Origin of the sequence: Shewanella sp. HL-SH5 (genome assembly GCF_051163755.1) — a bacterium.
In the GTDB taxonomy this organism is placed as follows: domain Bacteria; phylum Pseudomonadota; class Gammaproteobacteria; order Enterobacterales; family Shewanellaceae; genus Shewanella; species Shewanella glacialimarina.
The window spans coordinates 1,284,843-1,307,956 of the sequence record NZ_CP195038.1 but is presented as its reverse complement, the minus strand read 5'-3'; the positions used below and the strand labels follow the sequence as shown (position 1 = coordinate 1,307,956).

Below are 23,114 nucleotides of genomic sequence, written 5' to 3'. Positions count from 1 at the left end.
TATACCTAGCGGCAAATGACCTGATTGTTTTTATTAATCGTGATGATGAACCGCTTATGAAGCTCATTACTCGTCACGTAACCGCAACTGCCGTTATAAACAGCAGAGTTTTCATTTTCAAATTGATAGCGGTACATACCATCATTTTGTTCCAGTGAATAATATAAAGTATTTTTCTCACCGTCATTAATCGCCCCAAAGTTTAAGTTTGAGCTTGGTAGAGCAACTTCTATTTGTTTGATGGCTGACGCTGAATGATTTTCGATGGTTACACTAGGCATAACAAATAAGCTTCCGTAATAGGCAAAACAAGCAATAACGAATGTGGAAATGACAACCTTAACGATAAGTTTCATATTATTCCTAGAGGTAAATCAATGCTCTTTTATGATGTAATAAAATTATAAAGGCTAACTAACTTTGGTTATCGATTCAAATTAAAAGCATGTTTTAATTAATAAAGACTTAAACATACTTTTAGAAAATTTAAATCAACTTACTGCTGTTTTAACAAAGCTCTTTGAAAGTCTATTTCAATAAGCTTCCACTCATTCACTTTTAAAAATGTAAATTAAAGCGTTAAATCAATGCCCGTGTAACAAAAAGCCTGCATTTTCGCAGGCTTTTAGCATTCAATCGACTAACGATTTAACTTAAGGATGACACTCATTGTGCATTTCTAAATTAGTGCCGATATCTTTGGTTCGATTCGCTTTAGCATCATCATTACGTAACTGCATAATGTGATCTAAATATGCTTGATCAACATCATTAGTAATATAATGACCATCAAATACCGATGTTTCAAAACGTTTAATTTCTGGGTTTTCCATTCTAACAGCTTCAATCAAGTCAGTTAAATCCTGGAAAATAATACCGTCGGCACCGATAAGCTTGGCAATTTCATCCGCATCACGACCATGGGCAATTAGCTCATTGGTGGTTGGCATATCAATACCATAAACGTTCGGGAAACGGATTTCAGGCGCTGCTGAAGCAAAGTACACTTTCTTAGCCCCTGCATCGCGTGCCATTTCGATAATCTGTTCTGAAGTCGTACCACGTACAATAGAGTCATCAACCAATAACACATTCTTACCTTTAAACTCGGCATTAATGGCGTTCAGTTTACGGCGTACTGATTTTTTACGCTCTTGTTGGCCTGGCATGATGAATGTTCGGCCAATATAGCGGTTTTTAACAAAACCCTGGCGATACGGTAAGTCCATATGGCGAGCGATTTCAAGTGCTACATCACATGAGGTTTCAGGAATAGGAATAACCACGTCAATGTCGTGTTCGTCCCATTCTTTTTTGATCTTTTCGCCTAACTTGGTGCCCATATTTACACGACTTGCATATACCGAAATATTATCGATAGTCGAGTCAGGACGTGCAAAATAAACAAACTCGAAAATACATGGCGAATAACTTGGGTTAACAGCACATTGACGAGTAAATAATTGACCATCAAGAGTCACGTAAATCGCTTCACCAGGAGCAACGTCACGCATCACTTCAAAACCAACGGCGTCTAAAGCAACGCTTTCAGATGCAACCATGTATTCAGTGCCAGATGCGGTTTCGTGCTTGCCTAATACTAATGGTCGAATGCCAAAAGGATCACGAAATGCCACTAAGCCCTGGCCAATGATCATTGCTGCAACCGCATAAGCACCACGGGTTTGAGCATGAACTTTACTAATAGCGTCAAAAACTTCGTCTGCTGATAGCGTTAAGCTGCGGGTTTCTTGCAACTCATCGGCTAACAAATTCAATAAAATTTCAGAATCTGAAGTGGTATTGATATGACGACGTTTGGTTATTAAGCTTGCAGCTAATTCAGTAGTATTGGTTAAATTACCATTGTGAGCCAATGAAATACCAAACGGTGAGTTAACGTAAAACGGTTGAGCTTCAGACGCGCTTGAGCTACCTGCAGTTGGGTAACGTACGTGGCCGATACCAGCATTGCCTTGTAAACGTTGCATATGTTTTGGTTCAAATACATCTTTAACCAAACCATTTGCTTTGCGTAAACGAAATGCATTTACGTCAACGGTTACAATACCTGCTGCGTCTTGTCCACGATGTTGAAGCACTGTCAGCGCATCATAAATCGTTTGATTAACTGTAGACTTGCCTACTATTCCGACGATACCACACATGGGTAAGGTTCCTTACTGTAAGGTGTTTTATTGTTTTAGATTTTGGGTACAAAGCTTGATGTATTTTCCAAGTAGTCAAAAAACCATTGAATAACCACACCAAATTCGGGCACGAGCACTGATGCCTTCCACCAATCGGTTGAAGGAAAACCAGTAAACGCATCCATAAAAAAGAGTAACGCGCTGACGATTAACGCCCCGCGAATAGCACCAAAACACAAACCAAGTACTCTATCGGTACCTGACAGTCCAGTTTTAGCAACGAGTTGACCTAAAAGATAATTAACAAGTGCACCAATAATAAGCGTCGCAATAAAAAGAATGGCAATTGCGACACCATTACGCACCATTGCATCTTGCATTTGCGTAAGATGAACAGCAAGGTCGAGATAAAATTGACTGGCGATAAAAAAAGCCGCAAACCATACCACTAACGACATGGCTTCTTTGGCAAATCCACGCACTAAACTAATGATGGTAGATAAGCTAATAACAATAATAATTGCGTAATCAATCCAAACCATTGAGATGGGGATCCGGGTAAGCACTAAGACGGCGCGATTCTAACAGAGGTGAAGACTTTTCTCACCCCCGATCGACTAAATTAATCATACATGAATCAGAACAATCAATTTCTACAACAGATAAATTATCAATCTAAGTAAAAAAATCTATGCAATCAATGAATGGCCGCATAGAGCAACTCAGTATAAATATTGACTAAGATTAATTGTCCATTGGATCATAAGCGATAATTTTACCTTTTAACCCTGTCAGTTTCGCTATTGCAGTTTGACGAGCTTCAAGCTTATCCTTTGACACTTCAGGGCCAACAAATACGCGGGTTAATGATCCCTCGACCGGTTTTTCAGGCAAAGTATAGGCGGTATAGCCTGACAGTCTAAGTTTAGCGATTAGCGCATTAACATTAGTCGCACTATTAAATCCACCCAATTGTAAGGTATAACCGGACTTAATTGGGCTTGATACTGCTTTAGCAACTGGCTTAGGAGCAGGCTTTGGTACGACTTTTTCGACTGCAGGTTTACTTGGAACAGCTTTAGGTTGAGCTTTGGCGGTCTCAATCACTTTTTTTGCCGCTGGCTCTTTGGCTACAGGTTCTGCTGCATCATTACCTAAAGGAACCACATCAGGATCCACTCGAGATTCATCATCGTCACCAACAATATCGACACTGGCAACATCAAGGACTTCAAAATCATCTGGTGTTAATGGCTTGCTCTGAACTAGAGGCGCTGAACGTAAAGGTATTTCAGTAAACTCTTCGACTACTTTGGCTTTTTTACCGTCTAAAAGATCAGGTAAGAAGATTACCCCAAGGGCAACAAGCACTATAGTTCCAACCAAACGGTTTTGAAATTGAAGTTTCAAGATTTTATCCCAGTGTTACATTAACAATTTAAAAGCAGCGACAGTATAAAAAGAGCCGAATACAATTACCACATCATTAGGCTCAATAGTAGCATTTACCGCTGTCCAGGCCTCATTCATATTATTAAAAGCATTCAATTCAAAAGCGGCACTATGATCTAGCTGATTTTGTGCAATGGGCTCCATTAAAGCTATCAATTGCGCTGAGCTAGCACCACGCTCAGTCGATAGTGTCACCATATTCCAGTGATTCACTACATCAACAAGTTCTGCAAAAACGCCTGATATATCTTTATCTTTTAACATGCCACAAATGGCAACAATTTTGCCTGATATGGCTATTTTTTTGTGTAGCTGTTCAGCAAGATATTTTGCCGCATGTGGATTATGTGCAACATCAACCAAGACTAACGGTATTTGGTTAACGCACTCCAAACGGCCCGGTAAACTTGCCAACTCAAGGCCTTTGTTAATCGTTGCATAATCTATTTCAGGCCAAAGCTTATCCATAAGTGCGACCACACAGGCCGCATTCGCTAATGGCAATGTAGGCAATGTCAATGCTGGAGATTGTGTTATATGAGTAGAGAAAGTCCAGTTATCATTATTAAGCTGATAATCAAACTCGTGCCCTACTCTGATAAGCTGGCAACTAATTTGTTGTGCATAATCAACTACCGACTGCGGTAAATTGGGTTCACCTATTATGCTGATACACTCACTGCGACACACACCCGCTTTTTCACGCCCAACCAGCTCTCGGGTATCACCTAAGTATTCTTGATGGTCTAAATCTATGGAGGTAATTATGGTCGCGGTTGAGTCAATCACATTGGTAGCATCTAAACGGCCGCCTAAACCAACCTCTAAAATAATCACGTCTAGCTGAGCATGTTTAAATAAATATAAACCTGCCAAAGTGGCGTACTCAAAGAATGTCAGTGATATCTCTGCTCTAGCTTGTTCAATGGCTTGAAATGCGGCAATGAATTGGTCGTCACTGCAATCTTGCTGATTAATTCTGACCCGCTCATTATAACGGAGTAAATGTGGCGAGCTGTATACACCAACTGTTTTGCCACTTTGAATTAATATCGATTCTAACATGGCACAAGTTGTGCCTTTGCCATTGGTTCCCGCTACAGTGATCACCTGTGCAGGTTGTAGATTAATTAAGGCTAAGCGCTCTGCAACAATAGAAACTCTGGCGAGTCCCATATCTATTTCGCTAGGGTGTATCGCAAGTAAATAGTCTAGCCACTCATCTAAATGAGCATCTTTATTGGGCGCAATAATTGTATCTGTGTGCATCACGGTTGGCAGCCTTTGTCTTTATTAATCAAGCATAAACAATGGCCCTAAAGCCAACTTAGGCAAATCATATTGCTCAGGGTAAGAAACGTCAACCAGGTATAAACCATTCGGTTTGGCTGTTGGCGCTGCTAATTTTCGATTTTTCTCGAGTAATAACTGCGCTAACCAGTTAATAGGTTGATGACCTAAGCCCACTTCAATCAAAGATCCAACAATATTTCTGACCATATGATGTAAAAAGGCATTAGCTTTAATATCAACCAGAATATACATGCCTTGACGAGTCACGCTGACATGATGCACGGTGCGATAAGGGGTTTTAGACTGACAGTGCAGCGCTCTAAAGCTAGTAAAATCATGTTCACCTAGCAATGTTTGTGCAGCTTGGTGCATTAAGGTTTCGTTAATTTCACCACGGTAATGGCTAACACCTTGAGACAGTACTCCAGCGCGAAGTGAATGGTTATAAATAATGTAACGATAGCGTCTAGCCGTGGCGCTATAGCGAGCATGAAAGCTGTCATCGACTTCTTTTGCCCAGCGCACAGCAATAGTGTTAGGCAGTTTAGTATTTACCCCTAAAGTCCACGCTGACATTTGACGTATCACGTCGGTATCAAAATGCACTACTTGACCGGTGCCATGAACGCCTGAGTCAGTTCGACCCGCGCAATGCAATCTAATCGGGGCATTGGCTATATACGAAAGCGCTGTTTCCAGTTGTTCCTGTACAGAATCGACTTCGGCCTGTCGCTGCCAACCAAAAAAATTACTGCCATCATATTCGACACCTAACGCTATCCGCATAACTTGACCTTTCACTTTAAATCAAAATGGCGCGCATTCTAGCATAAAAAAAACGACGCATGTCTAAGCGCCGTTTTAAATAGTAATTTTAGGCTTAGGTTAGCTTTTTCATCAACGAACTTGCTTCAGCTTGTTGGCGATCATTTCCATTCGCTTGAACTTCTTTTAATAAGGCTTTGGCATTGTCTTCATCGTCAATTTCGATGTATGCACGCGCCAAGTCTAACTTGGCGCTAACGGAGTTTTCTTCATCATCAACATCGATCATATCGGCATTACCAATAAGTGATTCAAACTCACCCATATCAACATCAATTTCTTTATATCTATCACTGGCAACGCTATCGTCTTCATCTGCGTCATTGAGTAATTTATTGATATCAATAAAGCCATTCTCGCGTTCAAAGTTGCTTAGTTCGGCCTCTGTAATATGTGGCGATGCTAATTTAGACTCTTTTGCATCAAGTGCCGCTATTGCCTCATCAACGGTCAAGCCATCATCTGACAAGACAAATTCGTCTTCATCTATATTAAAATCAATATCGTCATTTACACTGAAATCGACATCTTCATCATCGACTAAAAAGTCCTTACTGTTATCAATAAGGTTGTCAGTTGGTGCTGCAAGTTTGGCTGGAGGATTAAATAAATCAGTTTCCCAATCCAATAAATCTGCAGGTGCTTTTTTAGCTGCTTTTAAGTCATTGAAAAATCTTGAGTCTTTTTCAGCTTTAGCTGTGACCTGCTCTGCAGGGCTATTCACTTGTGCTGATGTATTGTCAAACGCAGACTCATAAAAATCTAACTCTTGAGCATCATTGCTCAACTCATCGTTTAACGTCTCATCTTCAGCGCTCATTCCTGCTAAAAGAGCATCGAGCTCATTTTCGGCATCGGCTAAAATTGAATCATCAATGTCATCGCTTTTTGTTAGATTTTTGTCACTATTAACCTCGGCAGACGCAGCTTGATTAAGCTCTGATTCTAATGCATCAAAACTCAAGTCATCTTGTTCAGTGGTTTCGTTCGCCAGCTCAAGTTCATTAATTAGGTTTGATAAATCATCATCGTCTAGCTCATCATCTTCATCAAAAGATAGAAATTCTTCCGCTTCATCTTCAAGGGTTGCTGATTCGAGCTCGGCTAATAGTGAGTCTAAATGTGGGGTATTTTCTGGCAGCTCATCAAATTCAAGAAATTCATCTTCAGTAAGACTGACGTGACCTTTATCAGACTCAGATCCAGCGGCGATAGCATCAACCATAGCTTCTGTTTCAGTTTCAGCAGCTTCTGATGTAATTTCTGCTGTGCTTGCTGATGTGTTTATAGCAAGCTCATCGACAACGTCAGCGTCTTGATCTGTTTTAGCATCCTCAGCCTCAAAACTGGCTAGCAGTGCGTCGATATTATCGTCATCTGTATTAATTTCATTTGCATCAACTTCATCATCTGACTCAAGTTCAGCGGCAATTGCATTTGCAAGATCTTCTATTTCGGTTTCAGTAGCTTCTGTTTCTGAAGGGGCATCTTCAGCCTCAAAACTGGCTAGCAGTGCATTTATTTCATCGTCATCTGTATTAACTTCATTTGCATCAACTTCATCATCTGACTCAAGTTCAGCGGCAATAGCATCAGCTAGATCTTCTGTTTCTTTTTCAGTTTCAGTTGCTTCTGTTTCTGCTGGGGCATCATCAGCCTCAAAACTGGCTAGCAGTGCATTTATATCATCGTCATCTGTATTAACATCATTTGCATCAACTTCATCTTCTGACTCAAGTTCTGCGGCAATTTCATTTGCCAGATCTTCTGTTTCTTTTTCAGTTTCAGTTGCTTCTGTTTCTGCTGGGGCATCTTCAACCTCAAAACTGGCTAGCAGTGCATTTATATCATCGTCATCTGTATTAACTTCATTTGCATCAACTTCATCATCAGACTCAAGTTCTGCGGCAATTGCATTTGCCAGATCTTCTATTTCGGTTTCAGTAGCTTCGGCCTCAGTTTCTGCTGGGGCATCATCAGCCTCAAAACTGGCTAGCAGTGCATTTATATCATCGTCATCTGTATTAACTTCATTTGCATCAACTTCATCATCTGACTCAAGTTCAGCGGCAATTGCATTTGCTAGATCTTCTGTTTCTTTTTCAGTTTCAGTTGCTTCTGTTTCTGCTGGGGCATCATCAGCCTCAAAACTGGCTAGCAGTGCGTTTATATCATCGTCATCTGTATTAATTTCATTTGCATCAACTTCATCATCAGACTCAAGTTCAGCGGCAATTTCATTTGCTAGATCTTCTATTTCAGTTTCAGTAGCTTCTGTTTCTGCAGGGGCATCATCAGCCTCAAAACTGGCTAGCAGTGCGTTTATATCGTCGTCATCTGTATTAATTTCATTTGCATCAACTTCATCATCAGACTCAAGTTCAGCGGCAATTTCATTTGCTAGATCTTCTGTTTCTTTTCCAGTTTCAGTTGCTTCTGTTTCTGCTGGGGCATCTTCAGCCTCAAAACTGGCTAGCAGTGCATTTATATCATCGTCATCTGTATTAACTTCATTTGCATCAACTTCATCTTCTGACTCAAGTTCAGCGGCAATAGCATCTGTCAGATCTTCTGTTTCTTTTTCAGTTTGAGTTGCCTCAGTTTCTGCTGGGGCATCATCAGCCTCAAAACTGGCTAGCAATGCATCGATATCATCGTTATCTTCATTATCAATTTCGGCAGATAAATCAGCTTTATCTGCTGTTTTATTATCAAGATCAAAACTGGCTAATAGCGAGTCGATATCATCTTCGCCAGCTGTATTTTCATCGACGATACTATTATTAGTTTTAAGTTCAGAGGCAGTCTCATTTGAAGCATCCTCATCAGGTAAGTCGAATCCTGCTAATAATTCATCAATGTTGTCTTGTTGATCAGCAAGGGGATCTTCAACAGAACTGCTTTCAGGTTCAACATCAAGATTTGCGAGTAATGCATCTAAATCATCTTCTGGCTCTGCGGCTACAGGCGCAACTACTTCATCAGTTTCACCATCGAGATTAGCAAGCAATGCGTCTAAATCATCTTGTAGCATTTCGGCAGGTGCATCGACTTCATCAGTTTCACCATCAAGATTAGCAAGCAATGCGTCTAAATCATCTTCTAGCGCTGCTGGAGAAGCCTCATCAATTTCTTCATCGTCAAGGCCTGCCAACAAACTGTCTAAATCTTCATCAGTTTCAAGTGGTTCAAGCTCAGAATCCTGCTCTTCCATGGCTTCAGCCCACAGATCATCAAGTGAAGTTCCTTCATCTTCCTCTTCGACTTCAGGCGTGACATCAATTTCATCTTCAGCTTGTGTTAAAAACATTTCAGATGCCATGTCCATCTGGTCATCATCAATCACTAAATCAGTGTCTGACTGCATATCTAAGCTGTCTAAATCTAATAAATCATCGATGGACTCTTCATCGTCACCATCAAGATGAATGGCAAGATCTTCAAGATCATCCCCATTTTCATTATCTGTGCGGCTTGGAACAGTGTTAGAGGCTAATTTATTTTCTGTTTGAACTGGTTCTACAGTATTTGCACTTGAACGGCGACGCATGATTAAAGCAATAACGCCGAAGATTAATAAAATTGGCAAGCTTGCTGCTGCAATTAATAACCCAGTGTTACTGGTTAAGTTCCGCCAGAAATCAGTGGGTTGCTCTACAGGTGGTTTATTAGCCTCTTCAAGTTCAATAACCAGCGCTTCATTGTCAGCAATCAGCTGTGCTTGTTTTTCACCTGAAAGCTGTAAATCTTCTTCAAGACGGCCAATGCTTTGAGTTAGTTCTGCTAACTTTTGCTTTAAAATTTGATTATCACTGCGTGTAGCCATCAACTGGTCTTGCGCTCTAGCAAGCTCATCTGTCAGCATCAATGTTTTATTATTTGCGTTATCGAGCTGATTATTTAGGGTAATAATCTCATTCTGTTTAGCTGCGCTAAGGGGCTCTGCCTCGCTAATTTTGGCAGGTGTTTGAGCAATGATTTGCAGTGGTTTTTCTGGTACTGGTGCTTGTTCTACTTTTACTGGCGTAGCAACTGGACGCGGTGTTTGTTTAACAACAGTTCTCACTGCACTATCGTCGCGCTCTGCACGTAATTTAGCTTGTTCCTTTGGAATAGCAGCCATTACCTCTGCAGAAGGCACAGTTAGGATCATGCCTCTTTCTAAGGTGTTAAAATTATTTCCGCTAAATGCTTGGGGATTGGCATCAAATAATGCTGCCATAACTTGATAAATGGTAACTTGGTCATTAGGGCGTACCTTCTGAGCAATACTCCAAAAAGTATCGGCTGAGGTCGTTGGGCCATATTGCCGGTTTGCCTGTTTAACTTCGCCATTAGGGCCGGTTATTTTAAGCGTATCGGCTTGAGCCGAAGCAAAAAGTTGAATTCCTGAGACTGCTGTGGTGGCACATAAAAGTAAGCCCACCCAATATGAAGTACGAGATGTCATTCAATCCTTCCCTTTTAGCACGAAACATTTGTCATGGTGACAATTGGCTTTAGGTCATTTTTATCGTTAATTATTTGCTATAAAATTTCGTTAACTGTTATTAACATTATTGATGATTAATGAAATTTTGGCATTTTTACGACTATAAACTAAGTTTGTCAGCCCTGCTACTATAGCGGCAAGCCTAAAACTAAAAAAGCCCACAAAATGCGGGCTTTTTAGACTAAATAACTCAATTACCTGAGATAAATTTAACTCATCGGATATTTAGTAATAATCGCGAATTAAAATCTCAGCAATTTGAACACTGTTTAAGGCCGCACCCTTACGAATGTTATCGGCCGTTACCCATAAATTTATACCATGAGAATGAGAAATATCTTTTCTGATACGTCCAACAAAAACAGGATCATGACCAGCTGAGTCAGTTACCGCTGTAGGGTATTCATCATCACTTTCAAACATCACCACACCTGGGGCGCCACGAAGTACCGCTTTAACAGCTTCAGCATCAACAGGCTCACGGGTTTCAAGGTGAATAGCTTCTGAATGACCATAAAATACCGGCACACGAACCGCTGTTGGATTAACCACGATTTCGTCATCACCAAATATTTTTTGTGTTTCCCACACCATTTTCATTTCTTCTTTGGTGTAGCCATTTTCCATGAACTTATCAATTTGTGGCAACACATTGAATGCTATCTGCTTGGGATAAACGCTAGGTTCTGAAGGTAAACCTTGCAGTAGTTTAGTGCATTGTCCCGCTAGCTCATCAATGGCTTTTTTACCTGTTCCAGAAACCGATTGATACGTAGCCACATTAATACGCGTAATACCAAAAGCATCATAAATCGGCTTTAATGCAACCAGCATCTGAATCGTTGAACAGTTAGGATTAGCAATTATGTTACGGTTACGGAAATCAGCAATCGCCTCAGGATTCACTTCAGGGATCACTAATGGTACATCAATGTCATATCTGAAATGTGAGGTATTATCGATAACAACACAACCGGCTTCACCTGCTATTGGTGCCCACTTTGCAGAAACATCTCCACCCGCGGAGAAAAATCCAATTTGAGCTTGGGTCCAGTCGAATTTTTCTACATCAAGAATTTCAACCTGCTTACCATGAAAACTCACGGTTTCGCCGGCACTGCGACTACTCGCTAAAGGAAATAACTTAGCAACCGGAAAATTACGCTCTTCGAGGATCTCAATCATTGTTTGACCCACTGCGCCCGATGCACCTAAAACGACAACATTAAATTCCTGAGACATATAAACGCTCGACTCCTAATAATCTTATTGGACTAACAATCTACCTAGTTTACTGCGCTTATACTAGGCCTGATTAGTTAAAAATGGTTCGATTAGGTTGATTTTTTCTCAACTGACTAACCCTATGACAAAATAGGTAACGAATGGCTAAAAAAACGAGACTTTTATTAAGAAAAACCCAGTGATGACAAGGTATTTCTGCAATCTATACTTGCACTATTTGCATCACTCACAGGATATTTAACCGCTAAAGCACTGAACTCTCGTCTGTGGGTATGTTGCTTACGCAGCAAGTCAAATCCAGCAGCACTATCAAAATGCTCTCTAAATAGCGCATCATCATCGCGTAAATCAAATACTAAACGGCACATTTTAAGTAAGCTGGTTTCATCTAAGTTGGTGATATTCAATAACTGACTAAACTCAAATTCTGGTAATAAGTAATTCAATGATTGATTAACGGCAATATTCAAGTGTTGGCAGAGCTGTTGATATAATATAAAAGTGCCCCTAGCCTTACCTTCTAAGCTATATCCAGCAACATGGGGGGTAGCAAATTCAACTAAAGGAACCAGTTCAGCCATTGGATTGGGTTCACCTTCCCATACATCGAGAATCACTTTTAAATCTGTTCGCGTTTGTTTAATCTTTATTAATGCCCGATTATCAATCACCTCACCACGACAGCAATTTATTAACCAGATGTTTGGTTTTAATGACTTGAGCTTTTGCTCATCAAATAAATACCAGGTTTTATGTGGGCCGACTTTAGTAATGGGTACATGTAAAGACACAATATCTGCACGTTCAAGCAACTCATCAAGGGAGATAAAATGACGGCTATCGCCTTCTGCTTGCTTAAGCGGATCGCATAACAAAACTTGCAAGCCATATGCTTGCAAACACTTGGCAGCAGCGGTGCCAGTATTACCGGCTCCAACAATCCCTACCACTTTACCTTTTAATGAGGTTTGTAACCTTTTAGCTAGCTCTAAAAGTGCAATAAAAACGAATTCACCCACCGCAGTGGCGTTACAGCCTGGGGCGTTTGAAAACATAATGCCACGCTGATTTAAATACTCGATATCAATGTGATCAGTGCCAATGGTGGCACTACCAACAAATTTCAATTTATGGGCATGCTGCAACAAAGCCTGGTTAACCTTGGTAACAGAGCGCACTAATAACACATCAGCATCGTTGACTTGCTCAGCAGTTAGGGTTCTACCATTGACGAACTCTATTTGGCCAAGTTCTGCAAATAATGCCTCAACAAAAGGCATGTTTTCATCAGCAATTATTTTCATCAGCTTTTCTACATAGTTGAAAAATAATAAAAAAGGCGCATATAGCGCCTTTTATAAAATAATACGAGTTAAGCGAAAGAATCTCTTAACGGTACTGTTAAGTTAAATACTAAGCGATCGGCACTTGAGTCTTTATTATCAGCACAGTAGTAACCTTCGCGCTCAAATTGATATGCTTTTTCAGCTGGTGCACTCACCAGGCTCGGCTCGACCAATCCATTTAATACTACCAATGAATTAGGATTAATCACCTCATCCACGGTATCAAATGTTGCAGGATTAGCTTCAGTAAATAAACGTTCATACAAACGAAACTCAGCAGGTTTTGCAGAAGATGCTTCAACCCAATGGATCACGCCTTTTACTTTGCGACCATCAGCAGGGTTTTTACCTAAAGTTTCATCGTCGTAAGTGCAGTAAATAGTGGTCACGTTGCCATCTGCATCTTTGTCACAGCGCTCTGCTTTAATCACATAGGCATTACGTAAACGCACTTCTTTACCTAACACTAAACGTTTAAAGTGCTTATTAGCTTCTTCTTTAAAATCTTCAGCATCGATAAATAAATCTCGACCAAAAAATAACTCTCGGGTGCCCATCGCTTCATTAGAAGGATGCGCCGCAGCTTGAATACTTTCAGGCTCAGCATGTGGATAATTTTCAATAACAACTTTAATTGGGCGAAGTACTGCCATGGCGCGCGGTGCATGTTCGTTTAACTCTTCACGAATACAAGCATCTAACATACCCACTTCAATTAAGTTATCTTGTTTGGTCACACCGATACGCTGACAAAACTCACGAATTGAACCAGGTGTATAACCTCTGCGACGCAAACCTGCAATAGTAGGCATACGCGGGTCGTCCCAACCGTCAACAAGCTTACGAGTGACTAAGTCATTCAATTTTCGCTTAGACATTAAGGTATATTCAAGATTTAAGCGCGAAAACTCATATTGACGAGTTCGATTTGGCGCTTGAAAATCATCTAAATGATCTAATACCCAGTCATATAAACGACGGTTATCTTGAAACTCTAATGTACAGACTGAATGAGTAATATTCTCGAGCGCATCAGAAATACAATGGGTAAAATCATACATTGGATATATGCACCATTTATCACCTGTTTGGTGATGATGTGCAAATCGAATACGATAAATGATAGGATCGCGCATACACATAAATGGCGAAGCCATATCAATTTTAGCTCGCAGAGCACACTCACCTTCTTTGAATTCACCATTACGCATTTTTTCAAATAATGCGAGGTTTTCTTCAACCGATGAATCACGATGAGGGCTGTTTTTACCTGGTTCTTTTAAGGTGCCACGATATTCACGGGTTTGCTCGCCGTTTAAGAAACAAACGTAAGCTAACCCTTTTGTGATTAACTCAATCGCATATTGATGCAATTGGTCAAAATAGTTCGATGAATAACGAATATCGCCAGACCATTCAAATCCCAACCAGCGCACGTCTTCCTGAATAGATTTAACATAGTTAATATCTTCTTTCTCAGGGTTGGTATCATCAAAACGTAAGTTACACTGGCCTTGATAATCTTTAGCTATACCAAAGTTTAAGCAAATAGACTTGGCATGACCAATATGTAAAAAGCCGTTCGGCTCTGGTGGAAAACGAGTGTGCACCTGATTGTGCTTACCACTTTTTAGGTCTTCGTCAATGATATTACGAATGAAGTTACTTGGACGTACTTCGGTGTCCACTTGACTCATGAAAATCCTCTCGGCACACATGGCAATATTGTTAAAAATAAGATGATCCTACAGAACTGTAGCAGTTACAACTATTGCACTACAAAAAGCGTAAAAAAAACAATAAACCCAGCTAAAGCTGGGTTTATTGTTCAATATTCATCTATTAATTAGCTTAACCAGTAATAATTTTTATCCCGGGAATAATCTGTTGAGCTTTGAGGCCTTTCTTCTTTAACCAAACATAGAAGATGACCAATGCAAACATAAAGAAACTTATCCATGCCATTGATTGCACAGGGTGTTCACTGAATGTGGCACCTTGATAAACAACAGTGGCTGTTCCATAAGCTAAAGCAAATGTCCATAATGCGGCAAACCGCGCCCATTTAATACCAAACTCATTAACTAACGCGCCCATAGCCGCAACACATGGCGTGTAAAGTAAAATAAATAATAGATATGAAAAAGCAGCAATTTGTCCACTAAAGCCAGATTGTAAGGCGCTGAATGTTGATTTATCAACCGCTAACTCTTCTGCTGCGGTGTCAATATTATCAACGCTCCCAACATCAATCGATAATGGATCATCAGGGGCGATACCAAGTAAGTTCTCAGGTATTGTTAACCATGCAGCATGGAATGTATCAGCTAACGATGCCAACTCTTCATCACCAGCGCTAGGTGTGCTATATAAACTATTCAAGGTGCCAACCACGGCCTCTTTAGCAAATATCCCAGTAATGATACCTACAGTTGCTGGCCAATTATCTTGTTCAATACCCATAGGAGAAAATAAAGGCGTCACTTGTTGACTGGCTACACTGAGTAGTGACTCCTGGCTATCCTCATGACCAAAACTACCATCAATACCAATTGCATTAATAAAGTTGAGCAGCGTCACTACGATTACAATGGTTTTACCCGCACCAAGAATAAAGCTTTTGGTGCGTTTAACAGTACGAGATAATACCGCTTTAACTCTTGGCATTTCATAGCTTGGTAATTCCATCACTACCGCACTGCTGCTTCCAGGAAGTACAGTATGGCGTAATAGCAGCCCTGTACCAACTGCGGCAAAGATACCAATAATATAAAGCATGAAGACTAAATTTTGCCCCGAGTCAGGGAAGAAAGCCGCTGCAAATAATGCGTAAACGGGTAATCGGGCACCGCAAGACATAAAAGGAGCCATCATACCGGTTACGATACGCTCACGCTCGCTGCCTAACGTACGTGTCGCCATAATGGCAGGAACAGAACAACCAAAACCAACTATCATTGGCACAAAGGCTTTTCCGGGTAAACCAATTCGACGCATTAAACCGTCAACAACAAATGCTGCTCTTGCCATATAGCCCGATGCCTCAAGTACAGACAAGACTAAAAATAGCGCTGCAATAACCGGAATAAAAGTCGCAACGGTTTGAACACCTTGACCAACACCACCGGCGAGAATTGTCACTAGCCAATCTGGAGAACCAATTGAACTTAACATAGCACCAAAATGATCGACAAAAATGGCACCGGCTGTCATGTCAAAAAAATCAATAAAAGAGCTGCCAACATTGATACTAAACATAAACATCAAATACATGACGAACAAGAATACCGGAATGCCTAAAAATGGGTGCAGCACAAAACGGTCTAACCTATCTGTCATACTAAGATGTTCGCCGACATTAACAGAAGCGTTAAAGATTTTTTCAACGAAATCGTATCGTGTTGTAGCTACCATCACTTCTATATCTTCACCGCTTTGTTCTGCGGTTTTGGTACAAGCGCTAACAATATCTTTAAGTTGACTGCTGTCACAGCTACCACAACCGTTGCCATTACCTAACATGGCTAAAGCACGGCCTCGGCTTAACTGAGGCAAATGATGTAAATTACTTTGTTGTTGCAATGTAATAACACTTTGCTCAATTGAAGCGTGATAATTAAGCTCAAGTGGTTTTTCTGCTATTTCTTTATCAACAATCGATAATATAGCGGACTTAACGCGTTCAACATCGTTCAAATCTCGAGAACATACACCTATAACTGGACAGCCTAGTGCTGCAGACATTTGTTCAATATCTATGTCGATTTTAAGTTTTTTAGCCGCATCAGTTTTGTTAAGTACAACGACCATAGGGATGCCAAGTTCACGTAACTGTACCGTTAAGTACAAATGGCGTTCAATGTTAGTGGCATCAACCAGATTAATAATTGCGTCAACTTTTTGATCAGCTAAATACTGTTGAGCAATTTGCTCATCTAGCGAGCAGTCACAGCTGTTACCTGCGGGTAATAAATCATAGATACCGGGTAAATCTGTTAAAAAAACCTCGGTATCGGCAAGACTAAACTGGCCAGTTTTCTTTTCAACCGTGACACCAGACCAATTACCCACCTGTTGATTTGAGCCGGTTAGGGCGTTAAAAAGCGTAGACTTACCTGCGTTAGGGTTACCTACAGTGACGCAATGGAATTGTTTAGTCATGATTTAACCACCTCAATAACTTCAGCTAAATCTTTACGCATACAAATGTGGCTACCTCGAAGATTAAGTTCTACACCGGAACCCATTGGCGCTCGACGTACTAAACTAAAATGAGTATTAGGCGTAATCCCCATTGAGAGTAATTTACGCTTTACGGTTTGCGGAAGAGAAAGATGGCCGATTTGACAAATCATTGCCTTGTCGCCGGGACTTAGCTCGCTAAGTTTCATTAAGGTACGCCTTTTACATCATTGATGACCAGACAATTCTAGCGAAGGTTAGGCAGTTAAAACTTTATCTAGATCAAAGTTTTTAGTGTTAACGAGAATTGTTTTCAATTGTATTTAGTATTATGTGACAAACCTCTTAGTAAAAAAAGGGTTTTTTTATGAATTTTGAAACATCTTCATCGTGGAGCTAATACTAAGCCGAATTGGTAATCATCTATCCACTTCCCCGCTAAGTAAGTGTGCTGCAAAAAAGTGCCCTCTAAACTAAAACCTACTTTTTGTAATACTTTAATTGAAGGTAAATTCGTTTGCGCACAAACAGCAACATACTTATGAATATCAAATTGCAAGCGGCCCCAGTCAACTAAAGTTTGCAGGCTTTCTGTTCCATAGCCCATACCCTGCATGCTTGAAGACAATAAGTAACCCACCTCAACACGCTTTGAATAAAAGTCCTGACAATAAAAGCCCGTTAAGCCAACAAACTCGCCATCAATGGTTTCAATCAGTAACGTGAGCCAGTCACCACTTTCGATAGACCAAGGCAACAATCTTGACTCAAACTTTGCCAGTAGCACTACTTCAGTCGCAGGTTCACGAATATACTGGTTAACTTGAGGATCTTGGTTGATAGATAAAAAATTATCCCAGTCTTGATATTGCAAACTTCTAATCACTAATCTATCGCTATACAGTGCTATATCCATATTACTCTCACCGACAATAACAACAAAAAATCTGACAAAAAAGGCGACACTTAGTCGCCTTTAACATCATTATTAACAAAGAGACTAACCTCGGCTAGTCACTTCTAATAAATGATATCCAAACTGAGTTTTCACTGGACCTTGAACTTGGTTTAATGGCGCATTAAATACGACTTCATCAAACTCTTTTACCATCATGCCTGGACCAAAAGAACCTAAGTCACCGCCTTGAGAACCTGAAGGGCATGAAGAGTAAGATTTTGCTATTTCAGCAAATTCAGCTCCATTTTCAATTTGTTGCTTTAATTCGTTACATTGCTCTTCAGTACTGACTAACAAATGTCTTGCCGTTGCTTGTACCATTCTAACTCCTACCTAGCTTGAAATAAATGTGCCGCACACCTTAGCATAAATAAGACGTGTGACACACGCATGAAAATTAATGTTTTGCTAATTCAGCATCAATCCAATCAGACACTTTTCTTTCCATTACCGCCATAGGTAATGAACCTGTAGTGAGAATTTGATCATGGAAACCTTTAATATCAAATTTATCACCCAATTGCTTTTCAGCATCTGCGCGTAGTTTTAGAATTGTTAACTGGCCTACCTTATAAGATAAGGCTTGGCCGGGAATGGCCATGTAACGCTCAACCTCTGCAACAATATCAGACTCCGCCATTGGCGAATTATCTTTCATGTATTGAATAGCTTGCTCGCGGCTCCAGCCTTTGGCGTGAAGACCGGTATCAACAACTAAGCGCATAGCGCGCAACATTTCATCAGACAGCTTACCAAAATACTGATACGGGTCAGTGAACAAGCCCATCTCAATACCTAAGTATTCAGCATAGAGTGCCCAACCCTCTTCAAAAGCGGTATAACCCTGGAAACGTTGAAATTCAGGCACCTCTGATAACTCTTGTTTAATCGCTATTTGAAAATGATGACCAGGAGCTGCTTCGTGTAACGATAACGTGGTCATACCCCATTTAGGCTGAGCTTTTAAATTAAACGTATTGATATAAAAAACACCGGGACGAGAACCGTCAACAGCGGGTGATTCATATGATGCGCCTGCTGCAGATTGCTCACGGAAACTTTCTACTGGTTTCACCACATAATCAGCTTTAGGCATAACATTAAAATATTTAGGTAGTACTTGGTTAATGGTATCTTTTAATTCCATGTAGCCATCGATCAAGTCTTGCTTGTCAGTGAAGAAATATTGCGGCTCTGATGATAAAGAAGCAAAAAATGCCGTTAAATCACCTTCGAATTTAACTTGTTCTCTGACCTTATCCATTTCAGCTAAAATACGCTTCACTTCAGATAAACCAATCTGATGAATTTCATCAACGGGCATTTTTGTTGTTGTATGGCTATTCGCTAAATGTTGATACCACACTTTACCATTAGGTAATCCCCACCAACCGTCAGAAGCCCTTGCGTTAGCCAAATAAGTACCTTGAACATAATCACGCAGGGTAGCCAATGCAGGAATTAATTTAACGCTTATAAAAGATTTATACTCCTGTGTCAGTTCAGCCTTTTGTTCGGCCGTGAATGAATCAGGCATCAATTTTATGGGCGAATAAAACAGACTATCCTCAGGGTTAGCGACCACCTGGGCAGTTAGTTGAGGGATCATTCTATCTACCAATACTTTAGGTAGAACCACTTTGCTATTAATACCCTCGTCCATTCTCACTTGGGCCAACTGTAGCCAATTAACGAACCCATCTAAACGAGAAAGCCAGTTTTGATAGTCATCAACCGTTTTAAAAGGTTGTGCGCTTTCACCTGCACCTAACTGAACCATAGTGAAAACGGTGTTATAAAACTGATTCATGGGCAAGAAATGCTCAGGATAAGTTTCCGCCATCAATTCCATATCACGATCATAAATAAACATGCTGTAGCTAATTTTCAAATCAGCAGGTAAAGCATCCGCATCAATATCTTTAGCCTGTGAAAAATACTTGGCATTAAGATCATGACGAGCCTTTAAATATTCCTCGGTTAATGATTTACCAAATTGATCATTGTATTCATTCACGCCAACAAAGGTTGCGTAAATCGGTTCAAGTTTTAATTGCTCTTTAAAAAAGCTATCAACCATAGTTAAGTAAGCCTGTTCAGCAGATACTTTAGTTGATTGCGAAATTGATTGAGCTGCAGCTTCAGTCGAAGCCAAAGATGCTTGTGGCGTATTATCGCTACAACCTTGGATCGCAAACAATAACGATATGCTGGCTGCTAGGAGGGTTTTCTTCATTTTTATTAATCCTTTTACACATGAATCAAAAAACATATCTATAATTAAGTAAGAATATTCAATGGAGTTCCTCAATGACCTATTCTTTTCGCAATTCAAGCTTTAGAGATCCTGAAACGGGTGTCTATAATCAAATATACTTTATGGAAGTGTTTAACCGTGAATGGCACCGCCATCAACGAGAAAAACAAAGCTTAGCGTTATTGTATCTTTGCCCACACATACATGAAACAGTTAAACAGCCTCATTTACTGGAATTATTCACTAATCAGGTGCAAGAAGCACTTTTACGAGCAACGGATCTCATCGCAAGATTAGACACAAATCATTTTGCCCTTGGCTTATTCAATGTCGATGAGGAAGGCGCTAAAGTCGTTTTACAAAGAATTGATGAGCAAATAAATCAATTTCTCACCAAGTACGGTAAAGACCATAATTTCAGTATTAATTACAAACTCGCAGGAGGAATATGTCTGCCCAGTAATGATAAAAATATTGAAGGCTTATTTGTCAAAGTAGAATCACTTTCAAATGAATTAGCGCTAGACCATTCGCGTCATCAAGCTTTGACCCACTTACAGTAATTCATACAAACTACACATAATAAAAAAGCCCCTCGCGGGGCTTTTTTAATGTCTAGAGAATGACTATTAACTACAGGGCCACGTTATGAATACGGGCTTTTTCTTTAATATAAGAAATGTAACTATTAGCACTTCTAGCAGTCTTTTTATCTTTCGATGCTTGAACAGCACGATTATAAGCTGACTTATATTGTTTCAAGGTCAAATGCACTAATGCTAGCTCGAAATGCGCTTCACCTGGGTTATCAATACCCAAGTCAAGTGCTTTTTCAAGGGCAACAATCGCTTCTTTATAATTTTGGTCAAGGGACAATAAACGCCCTTGCTTTAAATATAATTCACCATCATTACCTGCGACAGCTGCTTTACCATAGTAATTAGCGGCTAGCTTAAACTCTTTAGCATTATGGTAGAATCCAGCGAGAACATTAAATGATTTCTGATTTTCTGGAATCAACCCTGATTTCAAGTGTTTTTCATAAATTTTAGCAGCTTGATAAGGCGAACCTTTTTGCGCTAAAAGTTGTGCTAAACGAGTGATGTTTCCATCAGTATCTAAGAAACCAGCTTTATAAGCTAAGTCATAAGTTGCTAAAGAACGATCATAATCTTCAGTCATCAAATAAAACTGTGCTAACTGAACCCATAGACGCTTATCGTCTTGGAATAAAGGCACCATAGTTTCTAGAATTTTAACTGCATCTTTATACTTTTTCTGATTAAAGTATGCGGTCAATTTCATTTGATATAAGTTTTTATCAGGCTCTTCTGCTAATGCTAAACCTTTATCAGCAACTTCAAGAACTTTATTCCATTCTTTTAACTCTGTGTGTGCAATACCTACACGGCGATACATTTGAGAATCAGCCTTACAGGTAAAGTCCATCCATTTGTAATAATATGGAATAGCTTCCTTGAATTTTCTCTCTTGTAGTAGCAAATCAGCATACAAACGCATTGTTGCAGCGTGATCAGTACCACCAAGAATGTCAGCTTCAACGGCAGTCTTCAAGTACTTGATCGCCGTTTGCATTTGACCTTTCTCAGCATAAAAGTTACCTAACATGCGATCGACATAAGCTTTGTCAAAATCGTTTTTAGGATTAGCTTCTAATAGCATAGAGATTGCTGCGTCTAAATTGCCTTCAGTATATGCTTCGAAAGACTTTTGTACTTTCTTAGCAGCACTGTCGCCGACTGCACGAGATTGACGCTTGTCAATCTCACACTTTTCAGCTGCAATTGCGGCACTGCTCAAAATTGCACTTCCACAAACAGAAAGAAGTAGTGCTGTTGCAATAGTCGTAATTTTGCGCATTATCTACCTCCTTTCTCTAAAGTGAAATCAAGTTGTACAGCCATACCGGTTTGTTTAAGCGCTTTGCCATCAACAATTTTAGGCTTATATTTCCACTTCTTAAGAGCACGAATTGCTTCGCGGTCAAATAAGCGTTTTGGTTCTGCTTTGATAACGGTAACGTCATCTACACCACCAAGTTCATTGATTGTAAAAGAAAGTTGAACCCAACCCTCTTTACCATCACGAGCAGCAGCAATAGGATATTGAGGCTCGATACGAACAATCGGTGTAGCATCACCATCACGGGTCATCATGTTACCAAGCTTAAAGCCTGTTGATGCTGAACCCGCTTCAACTCCACCCATATTGAACGCCATATTAGTGTCAATATTGTTTGCAGCATCTGGCGGAGTAGTATCCGGCTTAGGTGGCTGCTCTGGTGGTGGTGGTGGCTTAGGAGTTACCCTTGGTTTCTTCTGTGCCTTCGAATCCTGCTTATCCATCGTAATTTCAATAACAGGGGTCTCAGTCGACTCATCGTTGCGCTGTGCACCGCCGCCGACCAAGAATGCCATGAAGGCAAACAGACCAAAAGTCACTGCGGCACCAATTATGATTGATACGAGTGCTCTTAGCATATTAGTCATTCCCCGCTGATACAGAAATTTTGTCGATACCAGCAGCTTTTACGTTATCAAGCACTTTAACTACTAAACCATGAGTAGTGTCTTTATCTGCTTGAATTAGTACAGCCGCTTCCGGTGCTTCAGCTAACATACGTTCTACGTTAGCGGTTACACGTTCAATATCAACCTGACGATTTTCCATCATAATGACGCCAGATTTACTGATGCCAATAAAGATGTTTGCCGAAGGTTTAGACGTAGCCTGTGACGCTTTAGGCTTGTTATAGTCTAAGCCAGATGGCTTAACAAATGATGTTGTTACAATGAAGAAGATCAACATGATAAATACGATGTCAAGCATCGGAGTCATATCAATTTGCGCTTCCTCGTCTATACTGGAATGCTTCTTACGTGCCATGTTCAAT

The 23,114-nt window shown here is 40.2% G+C and carries 19 protein-coding genes; 1 reads left to right on the top strand and 18 read right to left on the bottom strand.

Going from position 1 to position 23,114, the window contains the following annotated elements:
* Window positions 1-5 precede the first annotated feature (5 nt).
* The 15 genes from ACRWQM_RS05645 to ACRWQM_RS05575 all read right to left on the bottom strand — a co-directional run bounded on the left by ACRWQM_RS05645 (window position 6) and on the right by ACRWQM_RS05575 (window position 20,179).
* Window positions 6-356, bottom strand: a complete 351-nt coding sequence (locus tag ACRWQM_RS05645; RefSeq protein ID WP_434926652.1) for a hypothetical protein — start codon at window positions 354-356, stop codon at window positions 6-8.
* A 297-nt stretch (window positions 357-653) separates the two neighbouring features.
* Entirely contained in the window at window positions 654-2,168 is a 1,515-nt protein-coding gene (gene purF, locus ACRWQM_RS05640; protein ID WP_434926653.1) for an amidophosphoribosyltransferase, read from the bottom strand.
* A 35-nt stretch (window positions 2,169-2,203) separates the two neighbouring features.
* Complete coding sequence (locus tag ACRWQM_RS05635) at window positions 2,204-2,692, bottom strand: CvpA family protein (RefSeq protein WP_226414484.1); 489 nt, start codon at window positions 2,690-2,692, stop codon at window positions 2,204-2,206.
* 202 nt (window positions 2,693-2,894) lie between these two features.
* Window positions 2,895-3,560, bottom strand: coding sequence for a cell division protein DedD (gene dedD / locus ACRWQM_RS05630; RefSeq protein ID WP_434931524.1), 666 nt, complete (start codon window positions 3,558-3,560; stop codon window positions 2,895-2,897).
* 15 nt (window positions 3,561-3,575) lie between these two features.
* The gene (gene folC / locus ACRWQM_RS05625) at window positions 3,576-4,871 is read right to left on the bottom strand and encodes a bifunctional tetrahydrofolate synthase/dihydrofolate synthase (RefSeq protein WP_434931523.1); all 1,296 of its coding nucleotides are present in this window, start codon (window positions 4,869-4,871) and stop codon (window positions 3,576-3,578) included.
* A gap of 24 nt (window positions 4,872-4,895) precedes the next feature.
* Window positions 4,896-5,681, bottom strand: coding sequence for a tRNA pseudouridine(38-40) synthase TruA (truA, locus tag ACRWQM_RS05620; protein ID WP_226414479.1), 786 nt, complete (start codon window positions 5,679-5,681; stop codon window positions 4,896-4,898).
* Between the two features lie 94 nt (window positions 5,682-5,775).
* Entirely contained in the window at window positions 5,776-10,170 is a 4,395-nt protein-coding gene (locus ACRWQM_RS05615; RefSeq protein ID WP_434931522.1) for a FimV/HubP family polar landmark protein, read from the bottom strand.
* Window positions 10,171-10,437: 267 nt separating this feature from the next.
* Window positions 10,438-11,454: an aspartate-semialdehyde dehydrogenase gene (locus tag ACRWQM_RS05610; protein WP_434926657.1), complete on the bottom strand. Its 1,017-nt coding sequence runs from the start codon at window positions 11,452-11,454 to the stop codon at window positions 10,438-10,440.
* 167 nt (window positions 11,455-11,621) lie between these two features.
* Entirely contained in the window at window positions 11,622-12,761 is a 1,140-nt protein-coding gene (locus ACRWQM_RS05605; protein WP_434931521.1) for a 4-phosphoerythronate dehydrogenase, read from the bottom strand.
* A 68-nt stretch (window positions 12,762-12,829) separates the two neighbouring features.
* Entirely contained in the window at window positions 12,830-14,500 is a 1,671-nt protein-coding gene (gene glnS / locus ACRWQM_RS05600) for a glutamine--tRNA ligase (RefSeq protein WP_434931520.1), read from the bottom strand.
* A gap of 154 nt (window positions 14,501-14,654) precedes the next feature.
* Window positions 14,655-16,964: a Fe(2+) transporter permease subunit FeoB gene (gene feoB, locus ACRWQM_RS05595; protein ID WP_434931519.1), complete on the bottom strand. Its 2,310-nt coding sequence runs from the start codon at window positions 16,962-16,964 to the stop codon at window positions 14,655-14,657.
* On the bottom strand, window positions 16,961-17,194 hold the full coding sequence (locus ACRWQM_RS05590; RefSeq protein ID WP_226414467.1) for a FeoA family protein: 234 nt from the start codon (window positions 17,192-17,194) through the stop codon (window positions 16,961-16,963). The genes feoB and ACRWQM_RS05590 overlap by 4 nt, the downstream gene beginning before the upstream one ends.
* 176 nt (window positions 17,195-17,370) lie before the next feature.
* A complete protein-coding gene (locus ACRWQM_RS05585; RefSeq protein WP_434931518.1) occupies window positions 17,371-17,901 on the bottom strand; it encodes a GNAT family N-acetyltransferase in 531 nt (176 codons plus the stop codon).
* An 84-nt stretch (window positions 17,902-17,985) separates the two neighbouring features.
* Complete coding sequence (locus tag ACRWQM_RS05580; protein ID WP_235089149.1) at window positions 17,986-18,264, bottom strand: peptidylprolyl isomerase; 279 nt, start codon at window positions 18,262-18,264, stop codon at window positions 17,986-17,988.
* Window positions 18,265-18,340: 76 nt separating this feature from the next.
* Window positions 18,341-20,179, bottom strand: a complete 1,839-nt coding sequence (locus ACRWQM_RS05575; protein WP_434931517.1) for a DUF885 domain-containing protein — start codon at window positions 20,177-20,179, stop codon at window positions 18,341-18,343.
* Window positions 20,180-20,253: 74 nt separating this feature from the next.
* Here ACRWQM_RS05575 and ACRWQM_RS05570 point away from each other — a divergent pair, with 74 nt between their 5' ends.
* On the top strand, window positions 20,254-20,763 hold the full coding sequence (locus ACRWQM_RS05570; RefSeq protein ID WP_226414458.1) for a diguanylate cyclase domain-containing protein: 510 nt from the start codon (window positions 20,254-20,256) through the stop codon (window positions 20,761-20,763).
* A 70-nt stretch (window positions 20,764-20,833) separates the two neighbouring features.
* On the opposite strand, the gene ACRWQM_RS05565 is transcribed toward ACRWQM_RS05570, so the two are convergent.
* Genes ACRWQM_RS05565 through ACRWQM_RS05555 form a run of 3 tightly spaced genes read right to left on the bottom strand, consistent with a single transcriptional unit; the run spans window position 20,834 to window position 23,107 of the window.
* Complete coding sequence (locus ACRWQM_RS05565) at window positions 20,834-22,081, bottom strand: tetratricopeptide repeat protein (RefSeq protein WP_434931516.1); 1,248 nt, start codon at window positions 22,079-22,081, stop codon at window positions 20,834-20,836.
* The gene (locus ACRWQM_RS05560) at window positions 22,081-22,701 is read right to left on the bottom strand and encodes an energy transducer TonB (RefSeq protein WP_434926664.1); all 621 of its coding nucleotides are present in this window, start codon (window positions 22,699-22,701) and stop codon (window positions 22,081-22,083) included. Before ACRWQM_RS05560 ends, ACRWQM_RS05565 begins: the two co-directional genes overlap by 1 nt.
* Before the next feature lies 1 nt (window position 22,702).
* Window positions 22,703-23,107 carry an ExbD/TolR family protein gene (locus ACRWQM_RS05555; RefSeq protein WP_226414450.1) on the bottom strand — a complete coding sequence of 135 codons (405 nt, stop codon included), beginning with the start codon at window positions 23,105-23,107 and terminating at the stop codon, window positions 22,703-22,705.
* Between the last annotated feature and the right edge of the window lie 7 nt (window positions 23,108-23,114).